22 protein-coding genes and 3 pseudogenes are annotated in these 22578 nt (G+C 67.9%); 16 read left to right on the top strand and 9 right to left on the bottom strand.

Annotation, left to right across the window (positions count from 1 at the left end; genetic code table 11):
• The first annotated feature begins 69 nt into the window (after positions 1–69).
• The 8 genes and pseudogenes from rpmH (at position 70) to ET445_RS03960 (ending at position 6718) form a co-directional block, all read left to right on the top strand.
• Positions 70–207 carry a 50S ribosomal protein L34 gene (gene rpmH, locus ET445_RS03925; RefSeq protein ID WP_022889115.1) on the top strand — a complete coding sequence of 46 codons (138 nt, stop codon included), beginning with the start codon at positions 70–72 and terminating at the stop codon, positions 205–207.
• 8 nt (positions 208–215) lie between these two features.
• Positions 216–536: pseudogene (gene rnpA, locus ET445_RS03930) on the top strand (ribonuclease P protein component); the annotation flags it as partial.
• Positions 537–624: 88 nt separating this feature from the next.
• A complete protein-coding gene (yidD, locus tag ET445_RS03935; RefSeq protein ID WP_341769736.1) occupies positions 625–1002 on the top strand; it encodes a membrane protein insertion efficiency factor YidD in 378 nt (125 codons plus the stop codon).
• A 21-nt stretch (positions 1003–1023) separates the two neighbouring features.
• Positions 1024–2004 carry a membrane protein insertase YidC gene (gene yidC, locus ET445_RS03940; protein WP_129189024.1) on the top strand — a complete coding sequence of 327 codons (981 nt, stop codon included), beginning with the start codon at positions 1024–1026 and terminating at the stop codon, positions 2002–2004.
• A pseudogene (locus ET445_RS03945) lies at positions 2001–2500 on the top strand (Jag family protein). The gene yidC and the pseudogene ET445_RS03945 overlap by 4 nt, the downstream one beginning before the upstream one ends.
• A 40-nt stretch (positions 2501–2540) precedes the next feature.
• Positions 2541–3176, top strand: a complete 636-nt coding sequence (rsmG, locus tag ET445_RS03950; RefSeq protein ID WP_129189026.1) for a 16S rRNA (guanine(527)-N(7))-methyltransferase RsmG — start codon at positions 2541–2543, stop codon at positions 3174–3176.
• Between the two features lie 1647 nt (positions 3177–4823).
• Positions 4824–5714 carry a ParA family protein gene (locus ET445_RS17805; protein WP_279433505.1) on the top strand — a complete coding sequence of 297 codons (891 nt, stop codon included), beginning with the start codon at positions 4824–4826 and terminating at the stop codon, positions 5712–5714.
• On the top strand, positions 5714–6718 hold the full coding sequence (locus ET445_RS03960; protein ID WP_129189028.1) for a ParB/RepB/Spo0J family partition protein: 1005 nt from the start codon (positions 5714–5716) through the stop codon (positions 6716–6718). Before ET445_RS17805 ends, ET445_RS03960 begins: the two co-directional genes overlap by 1 nt.
• Before the next feature lie 315 nt (positions 6719–7033).
• On the opposite strand, the gene ET445_RS03965 is transcribed toward ET445_RS03960, so the two are convergent.
• The 7 genes from ET445_RS03965 to ET445_RS03995 all read right to left on the bottom strand — a co-directional run bounded on the left by ET445_RS03965 (position 7034) and on the right by ET445_RS03995 (position 14543).
• On the bottom strand, positions 7034–7546 hold the full coding sequence (locus ET445_RS03965) for a ClbS/DfsB family four-helix bundle protein (RefSeq protein WP_129189030.1): 513 nt from the start codon (positions 7544–7546) through the stop codon (positions 7034–7036).
• 74 nt (positions 7547–7620) lie between these two features.
• Entirely contained in the window at positions 7621–8652 is a 1032-nt protein-coding gene (locus ET445_RS03970; protein WP_129189032.1) for a D-alanine--D-alanine ligase family protein, read from the bottom strand.
• A 31-nt stretch (positions 8653–8683) separates the two neighbouring features.
• Positions 8684–10009, bottom strand: coding sequence for an aminotransferase-like domain-containing protein (locus tag ET445_RS03975; protein WP_129189034.1), 1326 nt, complete (start codon positions 10007–10009; stop codon positions 8684–8686).
• A 197-nt stretch (positions 10010–10206) separates the two neighbouring features.
• Positions 10207–10530 (bottom strand): thioredoxin, encoded by a 324-nt coding sequence (gene trxA / locus ET445_RS03980; protein ID WP_129189036.1) that lies wholly within the window; start codon positions 10528–10530, stop codon positions 10207–10209.
• Between the two features lie 41 nt (positions 10531–10571).
• On the bottom strand, positions 10572–11564 hold the full coding sequence (gene trxB, locus ET445_RS03985; RefSeq protein ID WP_129189038.1) for a thioredoxin-disulfide reductase: 993 nt from the start codon (positions 11562–11564) through the stop codon (positions 10572–10574).
• A gap of 158 nt (positions 11565–11722) precedes the next feature.
• Positions 11723–13339 carry a murein biosynthesis integral membrane protein MurJ gene (murJ, locus tag ET445_RS03990; protein WP_129189040.1) on the bottom strand — a complete coding sequence of 539 codons (1617 nt, stop codon included), beginning with the start codon at positions 13337–13339 and terminating at the stop codon, positions 11723–11725.
• Positions 13332–14543 carry a DUF6049 family protein gene (locus ET445_RS03995; protein WP_341769762.1) on the bottom strand — a complete coding sequence of 404 codons (1212 nt, stop codon included), beginning with the start codon at positions 14541–14543 and terminating at the stop codon, positions 13332–13334. Before ET445_RS03995 ends, murJ begins: the two co-directional genes overlap by 8 nt.
• Between ET445_RS03995 and ET445_RS04000 the strand changes: the two genes are divergently transcribed.
• Entirely contained in the window at positions 14499–14771 is a 273-nt protein-coding gene (locus ET445_RS04000) for a hypothetical protein (protein WP_129189044.1), read from the top strand. The two genes, ET445_RS03995 and ET445_RS04000, sit on opposite strands and share 45 nt — an antisense overlap.
• Before the next feature lie 202 nt (positions 14772–14973).
• On the opposite strand, the gene ET445_RS04005 is transcribed toward ET445_RS04000, so the two are convergent.
• Positions 14974–15705 carry a DUF6049 family protein gene (locus tag ET445_RS04005; protein WP_129189045.1) on the bottom strand — a complete coding sequence of 244 codons (732 nt, stop codon included), beginning with the start codon at positions 15703–15705 and terminating at the stop codon, positions 14974–14976.
• 88 nt (positions 15706–15793) lie between these two features.
• Here ET445_RS04005 and ET445_RS04010 point away from each other — a divergent pair, with 88 nt between their 5' ends.
• From ET445_RS04010 to dnaB, 6 genes and pseudogenes are all read left to right on the top strand, one after another.
• On the top strand, positions 15794–17224 hold the full coding sequence (locus tag ET445_RS04010) for a CCA tRNA nucleotidyltransferase (protein WP_129189047.1): 1431 nt from the start codon (positions 15794–15796) through the stop codon (positions 17222–17224).
• 174 nt (positions 17225–17398) lie between these two features.
• On the top strand, positions 17399–17770 hold the full coding sequence (gene rpsF, locus ET445_RS04015) for a 30S ribosomal protein S6 (protein WP_129189049.1): 372 nt from the start codon (positions 17399–17401) through the stop codon (positions 17768–17770).
• 5 nt (positions 17771–17775) lie between these two features.
• On the top strand, positions 17776–18285 hold the full coding sequence (locus tag ET445_RS04020) for a single-stranded DNA-binding protein (protein ID WP_129189051.1): 510 nt from the start codon (positions 17776–17778) through the stop codon (positions 18283–18285).
• 79 nt (positions 18286–18364) lie between these two features.
• Positions 18365–18625 carry a 30S ribosomal protein S18 gene (gene rpsR / locus ET445_RS04025; protein ID WP_067947514.1) on the top strand — a complete coding sequence of 87 codons (261 nt, stop codon included), beginning with the start codon at positions 18365–18367 and terminating at the stop codon, positions 18623–18625.
• A gap of 11 nt (positions 18626–18636) precedes the next feature.
• On the top strand, positions 18637–19089 hold the full coding sequence (rplI, locus tag ET445_RS04030; RefSeq protein ID WP_129189053.1) for a 50S ribosomal protein L9: 453 nt from the start codon (positions 18637–18639) through the stop codon (positions 19087–19089).
• Positions 19090–19588: 499 nt separating this feature from the next.
• Positions 19589–20961: pseudogene (dnaB, locus tag ET445_RS04035) on the top strand (replicative DNA helicase).
• Between the two features lie 64 nt (positions 20962–21025).
• Here dnaB and ET445_RS04040 read toward each other — a convergent pair.
• On the bottom strand, positions 21026–21781 hold the full coding sequence (locus ET445_RS04040; protein WP_129189055.1) for an SDR family NAD(P)-dependent oxidoreductase: 756 nt from the start codon (positions 21779–21781) through the stop codon (positions 21026–21028).
• Between ET445_RS04040 and ET445_RS04045 the strand changes: the two genes are divergently transcribed.
• Positions 21780–22463 (top strand): TetR/AcrR family transcriptional regulator, encoded by a 684-nt coding sequence (locus tag ET445_RS04045; RefSeq protein WP_129189057.1) that lies wholly within the window; start codon positions 21780–21782, stop codon positions 22461–22463. The two genes, ET445_RS04040 and ET445_RS04045, sit on opposite strands and share 2 nt — an antisense overlap.
• Positions 22464–22578 lie beyond the last annotated feature (115 nt).

Genomic DNA, 22578 nt, shown 5'->3' on the forward strand with positions numbered 1-22578 from the left:
CACCCTGTTTTCCCGTCGATCGCACCTGTGACGCGCCCGGCGAGGAGATTCGAACCGCCGGAGAAGAAAATGAGCAAGCGCACCTTCCAGCCCAACAACCGTCGTCGTGCCAAGAAGCACGGCTTCCGTCTCCGCATGCGTACGCGTGCCGGCCGCGCGATCCTCTCGGCTCGCCGCGCCAAGGGCCGTACCGAACTCTCCGCGTAGTCGGACCGGTGCTCGCCAAAGCGAATCGCATCACGAGCGCCGACGACTATCGAAGTGTCGTGCGCCGTGGAGCGAAGGTCGCCGGTGCCCACACCGTGAGCTATGTGCGCTCACGTGAGGCGGGTACCGACGCGCGCTTCGGCTTCATCGTGTCCAAGAAGGTCGGCACCGCGGTCACCCGCAATCTCGTCCGCCGCAGGCTCAAGGCCGTGTCGTTCGAGTCGGTTGCAAGCGGCGCATGCGGATTCGACCTCGTCGTCCGAGCGCTTCCCTCAGCGGCCGACGCCGATTTCACGACGCTTCGCACCGAGCTGCTTCGAGCCGCGAGCGACCCCAGGGTCGCACGCGGCTCGTCGGCGTCTCGGCGGGCGGATGTCTCGTCGACACCGAACGCACCCGTACCGAACGAGGTTCGCGGTGCGTGACATCCTGCTGTTCGTCTGGCTCATCCCGCGCAACCTCGGGGTGCTGCTGATCCGCGGCTACCGGAAGCTCATCTCGCCGCTCTACGGCGACGTGTGCCGCTACTACCCGAGTTGCTCGGCCTACGGACTCGGTTCCGTGCAGCAGCGCGGACTCCTCATCGGCTCGCTCCTCACCGGGTGGCGGATCCTCCGGTGCAACCCGTGGAGTCCGGGCGGCATCGACGACGTACGCCTCGCGAAGCACGATCGCTATCGCATCACCCCGTTCGGCTGGGTGCTTCCCGCCGCGTGGGTCTCCTCCACACCGTCTTCATCGGATGCCGCGCCCGAGGCGTCCGCCCACGAGCACCACGCTCACGCTCACAGCTGAAAGGCCTGAACCAGGTTCGTCATGCCCGATATCTTCAGTATTCTGCTCTGGCCCATCAAGTGGGCCATCGAGCTGATCCTCGTCGCGTTCCACTGGCTCTGGACCAACATCGGCCTCGACCCCGACGGCGGCATCACGTGGGTGCTCTCGATCGTCGGTCTCGTGATCGTCGTGCGTGCGGCGCTCATCCCGATCTTTGTGCGTCAGATCAAGAGCCAGCGCCGGATGCTCGAGGTTGCGCCGCAGCTCAAGAAGATCCAGGACAAGTACAAGGGCAAGAAGGACCAGTTCTCACGCGAAGCCATGTCGCGCGAGACGATGGAGCTCTACAAGCGCACGGGTACCAACCCGCTTTCGTCGTGCCTTCCCCTGCTCCTCCAGATGCCGATCTTCTTCGGTCTGTTCCAGGTGCTCAACGGTGCACAGCATGACCAGCAGGGTGTGGGCGCGCTGTCGCAGGAGCTCGCGAACTCGTTCGCCAATTCCGAGTTCCTCGGCGCCCCGCTCCAGGCGACCTTCATCGGCGCTTGGAACGCCGGCGGCCCGTGGCAGGTCATCGTCATCGCCGTCACCATGATCATCCTCATGACGGCGTCGCAGTTCATCACGCAGCTGCAGATCGTCTCGAAGAACATGTCGCCCGAGACCAAGGCGAGCCCCATGTTCCGCCAGCAGCGCATCCTGCTGTACCTGCTCCCCCTCGTGTTCGCCTTCTCGGGTGTCGCTTTCCCGCTCGGCGTCATGTTCTACTGGCTGGTCTCGAACTTCTGGACCATGGGTCAGCAGTTCGTCGTCATCCGCAACATGCCGACGCCTGGCAGTGAAGCCGCGAAGGCACGCGAAGAGCGCCTGGCCCGCAAGGGGAAGCTCGTCGTCGAGGACAAGCAGTCAGGCTCGATCGACGCGGACATCGCGAAGCCCATCGTCACGCAGCGCCAGCAGCCCGTGAGCAAGCAGCGCGCGAAGAAGCAGCAGAACCGACCCAACCAGAACGGAAAATGAGCATGACCGACCTGCAGCAGGCCGATGACCGCACGATCGCACAGCTCGAGGAAGAGGGCGACATCGCGGCGGACTACATCGAGGAACTCCTCGACATCTGCGACCTCGACGGTGACATCGACATCGATGCGCGCAACGGTCGCGCCTACCTCTCGGTGAACGCCGGCAGCGGCGCGAACCTCGGCGTCCTTTCGAAGCCCGAGACGGTGAGTGCGCTCCAGGAGCTCACGCGCCTCGCGGTGCAGACGAAGACCGGCGCGTTCTCCCGCCTCATCCTCGACATCGGCGGCTCACGCGATGCTCGCCGCAACGAGCTCGCTTCGCTTGTGGCCCGCGCCGCAGAGCGCATCGAGGGCGGCGCAAGCGAGGCAGCCCTCCCCCGATGTCGTCGTACGAGCGCAAGCTCGTGCACGACCTCGTTGCTGAGCGCGGTCTCCACTCCGAATCGCGCGGCGAGGGCGCCGACCGTCACACCGTCATCACGCGCTCCGCGTGATGCGGCGTTCATTCGCGCTCTCGATGTTTCACGTGAAACGATGACCGACCACCTCGAGCTCGAGCCTGAGCCGTCCGCCGCCGCCGTTCTCTTCGGCGAGCACCTCGAGCAGGGCCGCGCCTTCACGGAGGCGCTCGCGCGCCACGGCGAAGAACTCGGTCTCATCGGGCCGCTCGAGCTGCCGCGACTCTGGACCCGTCACGTCCTGAACTCGGCACTCATGGCTCCGCTGCTTCGGCCGGGCCGCGTCGCGGACGTGGGCTCCGGTGCCGGACTACCCGGGCTCGTGCTGGCGATCATCCGACCGGATGTCTCGTTGACGCTCATCGAGCCGATGGAGCGTCGCGTCGCATGGCTCGAGCGCCAGGTCGACGAACTCGGCCTGTCGAACGTCGAGGTCCTACGTGCACGTGCTGAAGATACGAAACTCAACGGAACGTTCGATCAAGTGACCGCACGCGCCGTGAGCGCGCTTCGCACCCTCATCCCGATCACCGCTCCCCTCCTCCGCCCCGGCGGCGAACTGGTTCTCCTGAAGGGTGCCGGGGTCGACGGCGAGATCGGTTCGGCCGAGAAGGCGATCCGGAAGTACCGGGTGCGAGACGGTGAAGTGCTCGTGCTCGGCGAAGGCGTCCTCGCCGAGGTGACGAGGGTGTACCGCGCGACGGTCGGCTGACTTCTCGCAGTCGCCCGAGTTGTCGTTGGACCCGCTGCCGGTCCACCGTCCGACCGAGAGGCCATTGCCTCATCGTCATGCGCAGGTCGGGCAGCGCAGAAATGCGACTCGCTCAAAGCTGCGCTTTCCGGGGCGCTGGTTCGTTCTGGTCGTCAGCGTCCGTCTGCTACCCACCTTCGTCGCAGTACACGTGTTTCACGTGAAACATCCGAGACGGCAGGCTGCCCGATCCGCTCTGAACGCTGCCGTTCGGTGAAGAGACGTGTTCAAGTGCGGCGCCGGGGCGCCCCGCGACCGGCAGTGCCCCGAGCCCCCGACGCCGAATCCTGTCGGTGACGTCGGCGACGGCGACCGCATGCACGAGTGCGGCGTCGTGCTACCGACACGTGGTCGGCCCGCACATGTTTCACGTGAAACGGCGTGCTCGGCCCGTATGCAGCGCATGATTCACGTGAAACGCCTCCTCCCCTGCTCCGCGGCCGGTGAGTGTTTCTGGTTGTGTCGGGTTGCGAGATCGTCGAAGTCGGACGGCACGGTTAGGCTTGTGTGTCAGGTTCGCTTCCCAGATTTTGCCGGGAATCGAGCACACCAATGAAGTGCGGTGGGAGAGTCGGTATGGCGCAGGGCGGGGGACGCGGTTGGTTTCGCAAGCGTACGCACTCCGACTCGACCGCACCCGCCGAACCCACGATGCTGTCGTCCGACGTACCCGCAGAATCGGTGACGATCGAGCAACTGTTCGACGCAGAGTCGATGTCGGATCCTCCGTCCTCCGACACAACTGTGGCGGGAGACGACGTTCCATCGGACCCTGGTTCCGCGGCGCGGTCGGTCGAACCGCCCTCCTCCTCGACGAGCCGCGAGTCATCCGAATCTGCGCGCTCGAACGATCACGTCGAGCTCGCCGATGGGGTGTCGACCGGCGTCGGGCAACCCGCCCAGGAGTGGCGACCGAACCCGCCCCCGACCCCCGTGATTGATTCGAGTCCCGCCCTGAACGAAGAACCGACCCAGCCCGTTCCCGCATCGCGGGCCGCGATCGATTGGGATGCCGCGACCGCAGCGGCACTCTCGGAGGGTTTCGACGGCGTCGCATCGAGCATCGAGAGTCGGTGGGTCGCCAGTACCGGCCACAGCGAAGCCGATCAACTCCTCGAAGACATCATCCGAGAGATCGTCGGCGACGCAGCAGCAGACACCGTCTCCGCGTTGCACCACCCGTCGGCACCGGTCCCGTCCGATCATGCTCCGTCCGCTTCGGCGGCGACTGCCGCGCCGACCAATCTCGACGAGACGCGGGTCGCGTCTCCCGTGAAACCGAGCACGGATCCTGACTCGTCCGCGATCGCGACGGATCCGGAGGCCTCCAGCCGGGCCATAGACGACCTCCCCGCTTCGACCAGGAACGCGCACGATGAGGCTGCTCAGGCAGAATCCGCCGACGCGAACCCGCTTCCGGTGCCTACGGGCCCAGGATCCCTGTCCGCCGAGCAGCGTTCACCGGCTCTTGCCGACGACTCGTTCGTTCCCGCACCGCCGTCGGATCTGCGGGCCGCGGGTGCGGCACCCGCAACAGTGCCGCCAACTCAGATCGCGCCGACGGCGCATCCTGAATCACCCGCCGATGTTTCACGTGAAACATCGCACATCTACGGAGGAACTCCCCTGGCCGATGAACTTGCCGAAGAAACGCGTCGGCGAATCGCCCTTGAAGAAGCCGTGCTTCCACTCCCGGCCGCGACCCGCATCTTCACGATTTCGAACCAGAAGGGCGGCGTCGGCAAGACGACCACCGCAGTCAACCTGGCCGCGGCACTCGCCCGCTCCGGTGCTCGGGTGCTCGTCATCGACCTCGATCCGCAGGGGAACGCGTCCACCGCGCTCGGCGTAGACCACCGGTCTGAGCAGCAGAGCGTCTACGAGGTCCTCGTTCAAGACCTGCCACTCGCCGCGGTCGTTCGGCCGACCACGGAGCACGAGCGCTTGGATTGCGTCCCCGCGACCATTCATCTCGCAGGCGCCGAGATCGAACTCGTCTCGCTCGTCGCGCGCGAGCAGCGCCTCCGCCGTGCGCTCGACACGCATCTCGCGCAGATGACCGATCCGTACCACTACGTGTTCATCGATTGCCCGCCGTCGCTCGGGCTCTTGACGATCAATGCATTCGTGGCCGCGCGGGAGGTGCTCATCCCGATCCAGTGCGAGTACTACGCGCTCGAAGGTCTGTCGCAGCTTCTCAGCAACATCGAACTCATCGAGAAGCACCTCAATCCGGTGCTCAAGCTCAGCACGATCCTGCTCACGATGTACGACTCCCGTACGAATCTGGCGCAGCAGGTGGCGCAAGAGGTGCGCGACCACTTCCCGACGCAGACGCTCTCAACGATCATCCCGCGCTCGGTCCGAGTGTCCGAGGCGCCGAGCTATGGTCAGAGCGTCATTTCATACGACTACTCGTCGACCGGATCGCTTTCGTACCGAGAAGCCGCAGGCGAGATCGCCCGCCGCGGAGCCCGACAGTCCCAGGAGAACAACTGATGGCAACCAAGCGAACCGGACTCGGCAGAGGAATCGGCGCACTGATCCCCACCGGCGAAGACGCGGCGAAGCCGAACCGGCCGGTCGACGTGTTCTTCCCCGGATCGGACGCCGGGGCCGGCACTGCGGCGATTCCCGCGGCGGCGACCGCAGTCGGCGTGGTCGAACGTGCCGTCGCGGCCGAGGGCCTTCTGGCGGTTCCGGGCGCTCGTCTCGCCCACCTCTCCCCAGCCGACATCGTCCCGAACGCCCAGCAGCCCCGCTCGGTCTTCGACGCCGAAGATCTCGCCGAGCTGGTGCACAGCATCCGCGAGTTCGGCGTGCTGCAGCCGATCGTCGTGCGCCCGCATCCCGACGAGCCCGGTAAGTACGAGCTCGTCATGGGCGAACGTCGACTGCGCGCGACGAAGGCGGCAGGCCTCGACACGATCCCCGCGGTCATCAAGGACACCGCGAACGAATCGATGCTGCGCGATGCGCTGCTCGAGAACCTGCACCGCAGCCAGCTGAACGCCCTCGAAGAGGCCTCGGCGTACCAGCAACTCCTCTCCGACTTCGGCATCACGCAGGAAGAACTCGCGACGCGAATCGGGCGTTCGCGACCCCAGATCTCGAACACGATCCGCCTCTTGAAGCTGCCCGAGTCGGTGCAGTTGAAAGTCGCGGCCGGCGTGCTCAGTGCCGGTCACGCCCGCGCGGTCCTCATGCTCGACGACCCCGAGGCCATGCTCAAGCTCGCCGACAAGATCGTGAACGAGGACCTCTCCGTTCGTCAGGCGGAGGCGATCGCTTCGGGCACTCCGAAGGCGCCGAAGGCGAAGCCCGCGGCGGGGAAGCGTCAGGAGTTCCTCGACGACCTCGCCGGTCGCCTCGGTGATCGGCTCAACACCCGCGTCAAGATCAACCTCGGCGCTCGGAAGGGCACGATCAACATCGACTTCGCGACGGTCCAGGACCTGCGCCGGATCCTCACCGACCTAGGTGAGGAGCTCGAGGGACTCTAGTCCGGAGCGGCTGGGATGAGCTGCGCTCGTCTGGTTCTCGGGAGCGCTCACCTCATCGCAACGGAAGCTCGGACGCAACCGCAACCGCAAGCGCGGGCGCGCGCGGTGCGCGCGGTGCGCGCGTGCTTGGGATGCCCGCTGTAGGACGCCGCCCGTGGCGACGCCGACCCGTGAGCGACGGGCGAGCCGGGAAGCCGGCCGGTGAGCGTCGCTGTGCACGGTCTCGTTCCAATCTGCCGTGGGACCTCGCTGCGTAGCAGAGCACAGGTCGGAGCGGCGCATCGGCGCCCGTGCAGGGGAGCCCTCCGCATCGATTCACAGCGAAACGTACGTCTTCCGATGTTTGCGGAGCTTCTTGAGCGCCCAGTCGTAGTGGCTCGAGAGGGCCGAGACGCAGTACGAACCGACGCTCGTCGTCCCGGACCAGTCGAAGTATCGCTTGGTGAAGAGCTCCTCGTCGCTGAGCGACTCGACGAGTGCGAGAGCTCGGGTGTTCGAGTCCTCGAGCAGTGCTTGCGCCTCGTGCAGGCTGACGGCTTGATTCCGGTCACGGAACTCGACGTTGAGTCGCTGGTAGGTTGCCCACGTGTACGGGGCAGTGAGGAAGGGCTTCCGCTCCCCGGCCAGATTGGCCGCAGCCCACGCGAGCAGCATGCGGTGCCACTCGACGAGGTGGACGAGGACGTCTCGCACATTGCGATCACGGTCATCGAACGCGAACTCCGCGACGCGCTCATCGTCGGTCATCGAGGCGACGAGTTGGGTGAGCGCGTCGTACTTCGATGCGCTCAGCGAGAGGAGTTCAGACTTGCTCGCCGGGCGAGGCATGCTCGGAGCATACCGAGAACGCCCGCCGTTTCACGTGAAACGGCGGGCGTTCGAGAGTCGGGCAGTGCGGGGTCTCAGCCCCGGCGTGCCGCATTCCGTACGAGCGCGTCGTACACCTCGGGGACGCTCCGGTCGGAGGCCTCGATCGCCAGCGGGACGAGCGAGGTCTCGGTCAGGCCGGGAACCACGTTCGCTTCGAGGAACCACGGGCGGCCCTCGCTGTCGATGATGAAGTCCACGCGCGAGAGGTCGCTGAGCCCGAGCGTGCGGTGTGCGAGAACCGCGGCCTCGGCGACCGCGGATGAAACCTCGGCATCGAGGCGTGCGGGAGCGAAGAAGGTGGTCTCCCCTGCGTTGTAGCGCGCCTGGAAGCTGTACACACCGTCGGTCGGCACGATCTCGACAGGTGGGAGGGCCTGCGGGCCGTCGCCGGAGTCGACCACGGTCACGGCGACCTCGGTGCCGAAGATCCGCTGTTCGACGACTGCGACGTCGGCGTAGGTGAACGCGTCGACCATTGCACGGGGCAGGTCGTCGGGCGACGCCACGATCGTCACGCCTTGCGCCGAGCCGCCGGAGGCGGGCTTCACCACGAGATCGCCCACGAGTGCGCGCTGCACGACGCGGAGCACGCTCGGTGCCCCCAATTCGCGGAACGACTCGTGCGAGAGCACGATCGACGCGGGGACTGCGATGCCGGCGTCGCGGACGAGCGAACTCGCGACGGGCTTCGACCAGGCACGACGGGCGGCCGCGCCGGCGGACCCGACGTGCGGCACGTCGAGCCCCGCAAGCAGGTCGAGGAGCGACCCGTCTTCGCCGCTCGAGCCGTGGAGCGCGGGGAACAGGACGTCGGGGCGGTGTTCGGCGAGGTACGGGAGCAGCGTCGCATCGGGGTCGCGAAGGGTCACATTGTGGCCGGCCTCCGCGAGCGCGTCGACGACCTTGCGGCCCGAGCGGAGCGAGACGTCGCGCTCGTGCGAGATTCCGCCCGCGAGCACGACGATGTCGAGCGCGGTGCCCGCTTCGGGCGTGGCTTCGGGCGCAGGTGTTGCGCCTGAGACGTTCGCATCAGGCTCGGTCGAAGCATCCGTGAAATCACTCATGATCTGGGTTTTCTCCGATCGCTGGGGCGGGCTACTTGAGGTCGGACGGCGGGGCGAGCTCGATGCCGGGCGTGGTCGGCGACTGCAGCGACCCGGTGCCGGCGAACGTGTCGATGAGGTCGAGTTCGCCGTTCACGACGGTCGCGAGTCGGCGCACGCCGAGGCGGATCGCTTCAGGCGTCGGGTAGCAGAACGAGAGTCGCATCGCGTGCCGGCCGCGTCCATCGGCGAAGAACGCGGTGCCAGGGGTGTAGGCGACCAGTTCGCGCACCGCGCGCGGGAGCATCTGCTTCGAGTCGAGCACGTCGGGCATCGTGACCCACACGTAGAAGCCGCCGTTGGGGTTCGTCCACGACAACTGCGGGAGGTATTCGGAGAGGGCCTCGATCATGGCGTCTTTGCGTTCGCGGTACACGCCGCGGAACGTGTCGATCTGTCCACGCCAGTCGGCGGTCGAGAGGTACTCCGACACGACGAGCTGAGAGAACGACGACGGCGAGAGGATCGCCGACTCGGCCGCGAGAATGAGCTTCTCGCGGATCGCGTGCGGCGCGAGCGCCCAGCCGACGCGGAATCCCGGAGCGAGCGTCTTCGAGAACGAACCGAGGTAGATGACGCCCTCGGGGTCGAGCGAACGCAGCGCGTTCGGTGCGGGCTCGTCGAAGTGCAGCAGTCCGTACGGGTTGTCTTCGAGAACGAGGATCTCGTTCTGGCGGCAGATCTCGAGGATCTCGGGTCGTCGCGCTGCCGAGAGCGTCACGCCGGCCGGGTTGTGGAAGTTCGGGATCGTGTAGAGGAACTTGATCCGTCGGCCCTGGCCGCGGAGGTACGCGATCGTCTCGCGGAGCGCTTCGGGCACGAGTCCCTCGTCGTCCATCGCGACGTGCACGACCGACGCCTGATACGAGCGGAACACGCCCATCGCACCCACGTACGAGGGCGCCTCGGCGAGCACCACGTCGCCAGGGTCGAGGAAGAGCTTCGCGACGAAGTCGAGTGCCTGCTGCGAACCGGTCGACGTCACGACGTCGTCGACCGACGCTCCGCGGATGCCCTCGAGGCCCATGACGTCGAGGATGTGTTCGCGGAGCGAGGGGATGCCGGCTCCCCCGCCGTACTGCAGCGCGGTCGGGCCCTGGTCGCGCATGACGCGTTCCATCGACGAGTGGATGAGCTCCTGCGGGAGCGCCGAGACGAACGGCATGCCGCCGGCGAGCGAGACCACCTCGGGGCGCGACGCGACGGCGAACAGGGCTCGGACCTCGGAGGCGGCGAAGCCGGCGGCTCGCTCAGCGTAGTTCGCGTACCAAGGGTCGAGGTTGTTGCCGGTCCGCTGCGGGACGCCGTCGGTGGTCACATCATTTCCGTTCTGCTTTGGGTATTCATGCTAATCACCGGAATCGGGCGGAAATGACGGATGCCTCCGGCTGAGACATCCGTCAGTCCGCGACATCCGAATTGGATGTCTCGAATCGCGTGCGATTCACACCTGCCCGGGTACGCAGAAGACCCGCCCGGCTTGCGCCGGACGGGTCTTCGAAGGGCCCCTGCCGACTACGCGATGTAGGCGGCGAGGTCGGCCTCGAGCGCGGGCTTGGGCTTCGCACCGATGACGGTCTGGACGACCTCACCGGCCTTGAAGACCTTCATCGCGGGGATCGCGGTGATCTGGTACTTCATGGCGAGACCCGGGTTCTCGTCGACGTTGAGCTTCACGATGTCGAGCTTGTCGGCGTGCTCGGCCGCGATCTGGTCGAGGATCGGGCTGACCATGCGACACGGGCCGCACCACTCGGCCCAGAAGTCGACGAGCACTGCCTTGTCGTTCTGCAGCACCTCCTGCTCGAAGGTGGCCTCGGTCACTGCGCGTGCAGTCATAGTGGTTCTCCTTTCGTGGGAAATCTGAGGTTCGGTGCCGGTCAGTTGTTGATGGCGGCGAGCTCGTCGAGCTCTTCGGCTTCGAGCTCGGCCTCGGCGGGCGAGTTCGTGTCTTCGAGGGCGGCGAGGTAGTGCTCGGCGTCGAGGGCCGCGACCGTGCCCGAACCGGCGGCCGTGACGGCCTGACGGTAGAACGGGTCGATGACGTCGCCCGCCGCGAACACACCGGGAACGCTCGTGCGCGACGAACGGCCGTCGACGCGGATCGTGCCCTCGGCGGTGAGTTCGAGCTTGCCGTGCACGAGGTGGGTGCGCGGGTCGTTGCCGATCGCGACGAACAGGCCGTCGAGGTCGAGACCGCGGACCTCGCCGGTCACGGTGTCGCGGAGGCTCACGCCGTTCACCTGGTCGCCGCCGTGGATCGCGGTGACCTCGGCGTTCCAGATGAACTCGATCTTCTCGTTGTCGTGCGCGCGCTGCTGCATGATCTTCGACGCCTTGAGCTCGTCGCGACGGTGGATCACGTAGACCTTGTCGGCGAAGCGAGTGAGGAAGGTCGCCTCCTCCATCGCCGAGTCGCCGCCGCCGACGACCGCGATCGTCTTCTGGCGGAAGAAGAACCCGTCGCACGTCGCACACCACGAGAGACCGTGGCCGGAAAGGGGTTCCTCTTCGGGGAGGCCGAGCTTGCGGTACGCCGAACCGGTCGCGTAGATGATCGCCTTGGCTTCTTCGACGCCGCCGTTGCCGAGCCTGACGCGCTTGACGGGGCCGTCGAGCTCGAGCTCCACGACGTCGTCGTAGACGATCTCGGTGCCGAAGCGTTCGGCCTGCTGCTGCATCTTGGTCATGAGGTCGGGCCCCATGATCGCCTCGGGGAAGCCCGGGAAGTTCTCGACCTCGGTCGTGTTCATGAGCTCGCCGCCGATCTCGACGGAGCTCGCGATGAGCAGCGGCTTCAGCTCGGCGCGCGCCGCGTAGATGGCGGCCGTGAACCCGGCCGGCCCTGAGCCGATGATGATGATGTCGCGCAACACTGCTCCCTGCGTTCCTTGCGTGCATGTGGCACCCGCGATTCGAACGGATGTCACGACATGGTGAACACAGTCTAGGCGGCGGGTATTCCGCCCGGCTGAGCGCCTTCGGCGGGGTGTGGATGCCTCGCCGGATGCCTCGCCGCGAGCGTGTGCCGTCAGTCGCGGCGGAGCCGCGCGAGGAGCGGTTCGGCGAATCCGCGCAGCTCGGGCGAGCGGAGGATCCAGAGGCCCGCGAAGTAGAGCACGGCCATGACGGCGCCGATGAGGGCCATCGAGGTGACGGCGCCGAGGACGCCCGAGATCGCGTAACCGCCTTCGGTGGTTCCGCCGAGTGCGTTGAGCAGCAGCACCCCGGCGATCACGGGCAGCACGAGCGCCGCGGCCGAGCGCGCGACCGCGACCGCGATCCGGCGTCCGTCGAGGGATCCGAGCTTGCGCCGGAGAAGCACGGATGCCACGACGAGCTGCGCCGCCCCCGCGATCGACGTCGACAGCGCGACGCCGACGCCGATCCACTGCACCGGCAGCAGCAGGCAGAGCGACGCGAGGATCGAGAACACGACGACCTGGAACAGCGTGAAGAAGAACGGGGTGCGGGTGTCGTCGAGCGCGTAGAACGTGCGCTGGACGACGAACAGGGCGCTGAACGCGGGCAGCCCGACGACGAACGCGATGATGACGTTGCCGATACCGGACGCCGCCTGGAACGACGGCTGGAACACCGCGCCGAACGGGTACGCCACGACCATGAGCACGACGGCCGCGAACACGAGGATGAGCGAGATCCCGCGGATCGCGCCCGACACGTCCGCACGCACGGTCTCGAGTTCGCCGCGGTGCGCGTGCTCGCTCATGCGCGTGAAGTACGCGGTCGCGATCGACACGGCGATGATCGAGTGCGGCAACATGAAGACGAGCCAGGCGATGTCGACCGCCGCGACAGAAGCGCCCTGGCCCGTCGCGACGAAGAGCACCCGGGTCTGCACGATGCCGGCGAGCGTCGTGAGCAGGAGCATCCCGAACGTCCACCCGGCGAGCCGACCGGCGTGACCGAGGCCGACCCCCCGCCACTGGAAGTCGGGCCGGTAGCGCAGGCCGATGCGGCGCCAGAACCAGAACAGCACGACCGCCTGCGCGACGATGCCGAGGGTCGTCGTGCCCGCGAGGAGCGCGATCATCCCGGTCGTCCAGTCGCCGGCCGTGCGATCGCCGTGCGGGTCGAACCCGTAGAGGAGGCCGAAGGCCGCGAGACCCGCGAGCGCGACGACGTTGTTGAGCACGGGCACCCACGTGAACGGGCCGAAGCTGCGCTTGGCGTTGAGCACCTCGCCGAGCAGCGTGTAGAGCCCGTAGAAGAAGATCTGTGGCAGGCACCACCACGCGAAGGCGATCGCGAGCGGCAGCGCCGACGGCTTCGAGGACCCGTAGATCCAGACGAGGACGGGCGCGAGCGCCGTCGCGACGACCGTCGCCGCACCGATGATCACGAGCGCGAGCGTGAGCAGCTTGTTGATGTACCCGCTGCCGCCGTCGGAGTGCGCGGCGGACTTCACGATCTGCGGGACGAGCACGGCGCTCAGCACTCCGCCCGCGACGATCACGTAGACCGTGTTCGGCAGGCCGTTGGCGAGCGCGAACGCGTCGGCGCTCACCGAGCCGTAGGCGCCGATCGCGGATGCGAGCACGATCGCCTTCACGAAGCCGAGCACGCGCGAGACGAGGGTGCCCGATGCGAGGAAGACGCTCGCGCGCCCGATGCGGTCGTCAGTCATTCCGGCCTTCGGGAGATTCAGAGGTTTCGGGAGCTTCGGATGCCTCGGAGCCCACAGGTGCAGTCGAGACATCCGTGTCGCTCGAGACATCCGAAGACGCCCCGTCGGCGCCCTGCGCGGCGGCCTCGGCGCGCTCGCGACGCCGACGGCGGATGTTGCGCCAGATGCCGATACCGAAGAAGAGGACGAGCACGACGGCGAGGATCGTCGCGCCGACGCCCTCCCAGTCGGCCTGCACGTTCGCGGGGATCTGCACGGGCTGCCCGAGCGGAACGCCGGTCGGCGAGGACAGCGTGACCGTCAGCACGACATTGCCGTTGCTGACACCGGCCTTCACCGGGACGAGCACGTTCGTGCGCGACTCGGCGGGCACCGTGACGGTGACGTCCTCTTCGATGACGAGGCGGCCGTTCGACGGCGAAGCGTGAACGACGACGTTCACCGGGTACGGCAGCTTGTTCTCGACGGTCGTCGGGAAGTTCGCACCGGCGGACAGCACGTTGACCTGGCTGCTCGGCGCGACGCTGATCGCGTTCCGCGCGTCGTTCCACTCGGTGAGCTGCTCGCCCACGGCCGTCGACCAGCCCGCGGGGTCTTCGATCCACGCGACGTCGAGAAGCGCGAGCAGCGAGCGCCGCGCGGGCGCGGTGAGGACGTCGGGGTCGTCGAGCACCGAGGCGAACGAGGTCAGCGAGGTCTCGCTCTCGAAGAGGCGTCGGATGCCGCCGAGGCGGCCGTCGCCCTGATGACCGTCGACGAGCGTGCGGTCGGTCGGCGGTGCGCCGATCGCACCGGCGAGGTTGGCGGGGGGCGACCACGGCCAGTGCTCGAGCTCGGCGAGCGTCGCGCCGACGCGCGCGGGCTGCACGCCCGCGTCGCGGGCGAAGGTCGCGACGAGCGTCGACGTCTCGCCGGCCGCGGCGCGGAGCGCGAGTTCGGCGGAGAGGCGACCGGATGCCTCGCCCCACTCCGCGTCGGACGTCGCCGCGGCAGCGGCCTGGAGCGCGGCCGACAGGGTCGCGTCGGCGACGATCGCGGACTCGCCCTCGACGGCGGCAGCGGCGTTCGGCTGGCCGTTGATCGGTTCCACGTTCGCGGCGTCGAGGATCGTAGTCGTGTAGCCCGCCCCGCGCAGGGCCGCGAGGTCACCGGGGCGACGGTGTCGGGCGCGGGCCAGGCGAGGTCGGCGCGCGTGTACGGCCAGGCGAGCAACTGGGCCGTCGTGGGCACTCCGCCGGGAGCGACCGTCGGTTCGGCGGGCGGCTCGGTCGCGATCGGGTCGGATGCCTCGGCGTCGCCCTTCTTCGCGAGCGACGCGGGCCCCGGCGCCGGGGTCGGCTCGACGTCGCCGGGGACGGTCGCGAAGTTCGCCGGGTCGAGTACGTCATCGAACGTCGTCGGGGCGGCGGGCGGGAGGCCGAGCTGCGTCTGAGCGGTGAGATCGGCGTCGGCGTAGGCGAGCGGGAAGACTTCGTTCGAAATCACGCGAAGGCGCGAAAGCCAGGTGATCGCGGACTCGGGAGCCGAGGTGCCGAGCGCGCGGATCGAGGCGATCACGCGTGGATCGAGGCCGATCGCGACCGGTCGGTCGGCGAGCGCATCGAGTTGGCGGGTCAGCGATCCCACCGGGCCGGTCAGCGTCGCGAGCGACTCCCCGTCGAGGAGCCCCTCGGTCTCGACGGGACCGTGATGGCTGCGATGAGGGAGAGGCGGGGACCGCCGCCCGTCGCGGTCGAAAGCGCGAACGCCGCCTGGCCTTCGGCGATCGGCGTGCCGTCGTCGGCCGAGACGACCTCGGCTGCGATGCCTGCGACTGGGGCGCCGGCCGCATCGCCGAGGAAGTCGGCGGGAAGCGGGAACGAAACGGTCGCGCTCGTGCCGGCGAGCAGGACGGGCGAGGATGCCTCGCCGAGCGCCGCGAGCTGCGCTCCGCCCCGATCGGGTGAGAGCCACGACTCGAGCGCGGCCGGCGAGGTCAACAACGGCGAAGCGGAGCGCGACAGATGGACGACGCCGGCGCCGACCGTCTCGGCCGTGCCGTTGCGGATCTCGACCTGCAGCACCGTGGGCGACGCGGGATCGAGCGTCGCGCCCAGCACCGGAGCGACGTGGACTTCGACGGTCCCGGCGGGCGCGTCGTCGTCGGTTGCGGCGCCCTCGCTCGACGACTCGGTCACTGCAGACGCCGGCACCGAGGCATCCGCCCCCTGGAGCGCGCGCAGGCGCGCCGGAACATCCCCGGCATTCGCGATGAGCGGCGTGCCGACCGTCGCGACGATGCCGAGCGCGACGACCGCGCCGACGAACAGACGCCTCCGATCGAGGTGTCGGCGCAGTCGACGCGCAGTGTTCGACTCGTCCGACATGCGTGCGATTCTACGGGGCAACGGCTGCGGACTCGCTCGGCGCCCGCCGACCGAAGCCTCCCAGGTCGCGCCGCTTAACATTGAAGGCATGCAGCACGTCGCCGCGGCCCTCGACCGCCTCTCTGAGCTCGCGGCTGCACCGACCGTTTCACGTCTCGCCGCCGCCTTCGAAGCGGCGGGCCACGAACTCGCGCTCGTCGGCGGTCCGGTGCGCGACGCGTTCCTCGGGAGGCCTGTCAACGACCTCGACTTCACGACCGACGCGACGCCCGACGAGATCCTCGCGATCGTGAAGCCCATCGCCGAAGCGCACTGGGACATCGGCCGCCAGTTCGGCACGATCGGCGCGAAGATCGCGGGCGAGACCGTCGAGATCACGACCTACCGCGCCGACACCTACGACGGCGACTCGCGCAAGCCCGAGGTCGTCTTCGGCGACACCCTCGAGGGTGATCTCACCCGTCGCGATTTCACCGTGAACGCGCTGGCCCTCCGGCTGCCGAAGCTCGAACTCGTCGACCCGTCGGGCGGCATCGAAGACCTCGTCGCCCAGGTGCTTCGAACCCCGGCTGCGGCCGAGCAGTCGTTCGGCGACGATCCGCTTCGCATGCTGCGGGCGGCGCGCTTCGCCGCGCAGCTCGGGTTCGAGGTCGATCCCGAGACCGTTGCGGCGATGTCGGCGCTCGCCCCGGAGATCGATCGCATCTCGGCGGAGCGCGTGCGCGACGAGCTGTCGAAGCTCCTCACGACCTCGGCGCCCGTGCGAGGCATCCGGATGCTCGTCGACACCGGTCTCGCCGACCGAGTGCTGCCCGAAGTGCCCGCGCTGCGCCTCGAGCGCGACGAGCACCACCGTCACAAGGACGTCTACGAGCACAGCTTGCGCGTGCTCGAGCAGGCCATCGAGTACGAGGTCTCGCGCGGCGTGCTCGAATCGCCCGATCTCGTCGTGCGCCTCGCGGCGCTCCTGCACGACATCGGCAAACCGGCGACCCGTCGGTACGAAGCCGGCGGCGCCGTCACCTTCTACCACCACGACGTCGTCGGGGCGAAGCTCGCGAAGAAGCGGTTGCGCGCGCTGAGGTTCGACAACGACACGGTCGACGCGGTCGCCCGGGTCATCGAACTGCACCTGCGGTTCTTCGGCTACACCGAGGGCGCGTGGACCGACTCGGCCGTGCGCCGCTACGTGCGCGACGCGGGCGACCAGCTCGAGCGGCTGCACATCCTGTCGCGCGCCGACGTGACGACCCGCAACAAGCGCAAGGCCGACATGCTCGCGTTCGCGTACGACGACCTCGAAGAGCGCATCGCCGTGCTCGCGGCCGAAGAGGAGCTCGCGGCCGTGCGGCCCGAGCTCGACGGTGCGGAGATCATGGCGGCGCTCGGGATCGCGCCGGGGCCGGTCGTGGGGCAGGCGTACAAGTTCATGTTGGACGTGCGGCTCGACGAAGGGCCCATCGGCCCCGATGCCGCGCGCGAGCGCCTGCTCGAATGGTGGGCTGCGCGCGAGGCGTGAGCCTGGGCGTGCGCTGTGGCGGACCGCCTCGAATGGCTTCAGACCGGGACATCCGTTACCATTGACAGGTTGCCTGCATGCCCGGATTCTCCGGTCCTCTGCCGTGCGACGCATGTACACCCTCCTGCCGCAGAAATACTGCGGCCGTTTGAGTCCGAAGGAGGTGGGTCTGTCATGCACCAGTACGAGCTGATGGTCATCCTCGATCCCGAGATCGACGAGCGCACCGTGGCTCCGAGCCTCGACAAGTTCCTCAACGTCATCCGCAACGATGGCGGCTCGGTCGACAAGGTCGACATCTGGGGACGTCGCAAGCTGGCCTACGAGATCAAGAAGAAGGCCGAGGGCATCTACGCCGTCGTCGACTTCACCGCCGAGCCCGCGACCACCGCTGAGCTCGACCGCCAGCTGAACCTCAGCGAAGCGGTCATGCGCACCAAGGTGCTCCGTGCCGACGAGGCGATCGCCCAGGTCGCCGCGTTCAAGAAGGCCGAAGAGGCGAAGGCTGCCAAGAAGGCCGCTTCCGCCGCGAAGAAGGACGCCTAAGTCCCATGGCCGGCGAGACCATCATCACTGTGGTGGGCAACCTCACCGCCGACCCCGAGCTGCGCTACACGCAGAACGGGCTGGCGGTCGCGAACTTCACCATCGCGTCCACTCCTCGGACGTTCGACCGTCAGGCGAACGACTGGAAGGACGGCGAGGCGCTGTTCCTCCGCGCAAGCGTGTGGCGTGAATTCGCCGAGCACGTGGCGGGTTCGCTCACCAAGGGTTCACGGGTCATCGCTACCGGGCGGCTGAAGCAGCGTTCGTACGAGACGAAGGAAGGCGAGAAGCGCACGAGCATCGAGCTCGAGATCGATGAGATCGGGCCGAGCCTGCGCTACGCCACCGCGTCCGTGACGCGCGCCCAGTCCAACCGCGGTGTCGGCGGAGGCGGTGGCTCCTACGGGGGCGGCCAGTCCGACGACGCGTGGGCTCCGAGCGCTCCTGCCGCCTCCGGCGGCGGCGACGTCTGGAACACGCCCGGCACCAACTACGGGGACGACACGCCCTTCTAGGCCTCACGGCCGGTGAACGGATGACTCGCAGCCCGAGACATCCGTCGCACGAATCGTTTTCACAAGACAGGAAAGAACCATGGCTGGAAAGAGCAGCGGCGACCGCCGCAAGCCTCGTGGTGGCAAGGGCGCGAAGAACGCCGCCCCCGCGAAGTCCGTCAAGGTCGGCGTCATCGACTACAAGGATGTCGCGACCCTTCGGAAGTTCATCTCGGAGCGCGGGAAGATCCGCGCCCGTCGTATCACCGGTGTCTCCGTGCAGGAGCAGCGTCTCATCGCCCGCGCAGTGAAGAACGCGCGCGAGATGGCGCTTCTGCCCTACTCCGGCTCGGGCCGCTAAGGAGCACCATCATGGCAAAGGTCATTCTCACGCACGAAGTGTCGGGTCTCGGTGAGGCCGGCGACGTCGTCGAGGTCAAGAACGGGTACGCCCGCAACTACCTCGTCCCGCAGGGTTTCGCGACCCCGTGGACCCGCGGCGGCCAGAAGCAGGTCGACCAGATCAAGGCCGCTCGCGCTGCGCGCGCCCTGCACTCGCTCGAAGACGCTCAGGCCCTCAAGGCCAAGCTCGAGGGCACCAAGGTCAAGCTGACCGTCAAGGCCGGCCTCGGCGGCCGCCTGTTCGGCTCGGTCAAGACCTCGGACGTCGCGGCTGCCGTCGCGGCTGCCGGTCTCGGCGAGATCGACAAGCGCAAGGTCGAGATCCCTGCTGCGATCAAGGTCGTCGGCGACCACGAGGCGACGGTTCGCCTCCACGAGGACGTCACCGCGACGATCACCCTTCAGGTGGTCGCCGCGAAGTAGGTCTCCGCGAGTCGTCCTCGTGACGGCTCTGTTACGACGCGAGAGCGGCGTCGGGCTTCGGCCCGGCGCCGCTCTCGTCGTTTTCCGGCATGATTCCGTACACCTTTCCGTTGCTTTCCCGCAAGTGAGGGTCCCGAGTTTTCCAGATGGTTGTACACAGGCGCGTCACACAGCCGGATGATTCTTTGAAGAACTTTTTCCCCACAGGTGTGGAAACACAAAATGCCAGATCAAGTCTGAATTCAACCCGTGTAATTCACATCAATTCCACAGTTGTCCACAGGTGATGTGCACATGATCCACGGCGTTTCGCCCACGTTGTCCCCAGAGTTATCCACAGGGCGGCTTGTGCTGTGGGATGCCCCGTCCCTATCGTGAATCAGTCGTCCCCGACCGTCTTCGGAATCCCGGTCATCACTCGGTGTCAGTGGCTTGAGATATCACTGATCATGGGTGCGACGCGCGCCCAATCCCGGGCACCTGATCGGAGGTCATGGAGTTGTCGATCGCGCACATCGGGCTCGCTGAATCGGTCGACGACGGCGACTCCCGACGCGGCGAACGCACTCCCCCGCACGACCTCCTCGCGGAGCAGAGCGCGCTCGGCGGAATGATGCTCTCGAAAGACGCCGTCGCCGACGTCGTCGAAACGGTGCGCGGCGTCGACTTCTACGTGCCCAAGCACGAAGTCATCTTCAACGCGATCCTCTCGCTGTATTCGCACGGCGAACCGACCGACGTCATCGCCGTCACCGACGAGCTCACGAAGTCGGGCGAGCTGCAGCGGGCCGGCGGCGTCGAGTACCTGCACACCCTCACGAGCCTCGTGCCGACCGCGGCGAACGCCGGCTTCTACGCCGAGATCGTCGCCGAGCGGGCGCTCCTCCGCCGCCTCGTCGAGGCCGGCACGCGCATCGTGCAGATGGGCTACGCGGGCGAGGGCGAGGTCGTCGAACTCGTCAACAACGCGCAGGCCGAGATCTACTCGGTCACGGGCTCGGTCGAGGCCGAAGACTACGTGCCGCTCACCGACGCCGTGACCCAGGCGATCGATGAGATCGAGGCCGCCAAGCACACCGACGGCAAGCTGACCGGAGTGCCGACGGGGTTCCACGACCTCGACGACCTCACCAACGGCTTCCACCCCGGCCAGATGATCATCGTCGCCGCACGCCCCGCCATGGGCAAGTCGACGCTCGCGCTCGACTTCGCACGGGCTGCGGCCATCACGAACGACCTCCCGACCATCATCTTCTCCCTCGAGATGGGCCGCGCAGAGATCGCCATGCGACTGCTCTCGGCCGAGGCATCCGTGCCCCTCCAGAACATGCGCAAGGGCACGGTCGACTCCCGCGACTGGACGACCATCGCCTCGACCCGCGGCCGCATCAACGACGCGCCGCTCTACATCGACGACTCCCCCAACATGACGCTCGTCGAGATCCGCGCCAAGTGCCGCCGCCTCAAACAGCGTGTCGGACTCAAGATGGTCGTCATCGACTACCTGCAGCTCATGACGAGCGGCAAGCGCGTCGAGAGCCGCCAGCAAGAGGTCTCCGAGTTCTCGCGTGCGTTGAAGCTCCTCTCGAAGGAGCTCCAGGTGCCGGTCATCGCGCTCTCGCAGCTCAACCGCGGCCCCGAACAGCGCGCCGACAAGATGCCCGCCATCAGCGACCTGCGCGAATCGGGCTCGATCGAGCAGGACGCAGACATGGTCATCCTCCTCCACCGCGAAGACGCCTACGAGCGCGACAGCCCCGGGCGGGCGAAGCCGACCTGATCGTGGCGAAGCACCGCAACGGACCGACGCGCACGGTGACCGTGGCGTTCCACGGGCACTTCTCGCGGTTCGCGGATCTGGCGCAGGTGTAGGGTCCGACCGGGCGCTTCGCCACGCGGGACCCAGGCTCCGCCGGCCCCGATCCCCGACGGGGGCTCAGACCGCCGTGTATCCGCCGTCGACAGTGAGCACCGCTCCGTGGACGTGGCTTGCGAGGTCGCTCGCGAGCCAGATGACCGAGTTGGCGACCTCTTCGGGGCGGCCGAGTCTGCCTGCCGGCATGCGCTCGAGCAGCGAGTCGGGAAGACCGGATGCGTCGCCCATCCACTCGACGTGGGTCGGGCCGGGGGCGACCGCGTTCACGCGGACGCCCGAGCCGGCGTATTCGGCGGCCCACGACATCGTGAGGGAGTGCATGGCGGCCTTGGTCATCGAGTACAGCGCTGATCCCGCGGAGCCGCGGAAGCCGCTGATCGACCCGAGGTTGATGATCGCCCCGCTTCCGGCGGCGGCCATGCGGGTCGCGAGGATGCCGGTGAGCAGGAACGGTGCGGCGATGTTCACGCGGAGCGAGGCCATGACGTCGTCGGCGGCGACGAGCGCCGTCGGGGTCGGCACCGAGAGACGCGCAGCGTTGTTGACGAGGATGTCGAGGCGTCCGCCTGCGGCCTCGAGTGCGGCGTCCGCGAGTGCGCGCACGGCATCCGGACCGCCGTCGATGTCGGCGACCACGGCGGCGGCACGTCCACCGTCCGCGTCGATCTGTGCCGCCACGCGGTTCGCGCGTTCGGCGTCGCGGCCGTGGACGACGACGAAGGCACCGGCGGAGCCGAGTCCGCGCGCGATCGCTGCGCCGATGCCCTGGGTGGATCCGGTGACGAGAGCGGCTCGACCGGTCAATGAGAGTTCCATGCGGGACATCCTGATCATTTATAACTGGACCGGCAAGTCCAGTTATGGCAGACTCGCGCTCGTGACCTCAGCGCCGTCGGCAAGACCTCGTCTCACATCGCGCGGTGCCGCGACGCGCCGCCTCCTCATCGATGGCACCGCCGAGCTGATCCGCGAAGAGGGAGTCGGCGTCACCCTCGACGACGTGCTCGTCAAGACCCGCACGAGCAAGAGCCAGATCTTCCACTACTTCCCGGGCGGAAAGGAGGAGCTGCTCCTCGCGGTCGTGCAACACGAGGCCGACCGTGTGCTGACCGATCAGGAGCCGCACCTCGATGAGCTCGGCGACTGGGAGTCGTGGAATGCGTGGCGCGACGCCCTGCTCGCGCGCTACCGCGAGCAGGGCGACAGTTGCCCGATGCGCGTCGTCGTGTCGGAGATCGGTCGATCGCCTGCCACGCAAGCCGTGTCGTCCCAACTGCTCGGCGAGTGGACGCGGCGGCTGCGCCTCGGCATCACGCGCCTGATGGAAGCGGGCCTCATCGGCGACGACGTCGACGCCGACGCGCATGCCCGCGCTCTCGTCGCCGGGATCCAGGGCGGGGTCACGGTGTTGCTCGCGACGGGGTCGATCGCGTACCTCGAGTCGGCGCTCGACCTCGCCATTGAGAATCTCAGGCGCTTCGCGCGGGAAGCATCCTGAACGTCGCGCGAGACGCGACGAGGCGACAAATGACGCTACGTATTCACCGCTACGCCTCTTGACCCGGAGTCAGCACGTCTGCCAGATTTCACGTGCGAGGGAGCGAAGCGGCTGG

It is taken from the genome of Agromyces protaetiae (assembly GCF_004135405.1).
Taxonomy (GTDB): Bacteria; Actinomycetota; Actinomycetes; order Actinomycetales; family Microbacteriaceae; genus Agromyces; species Agromyces protaetiae.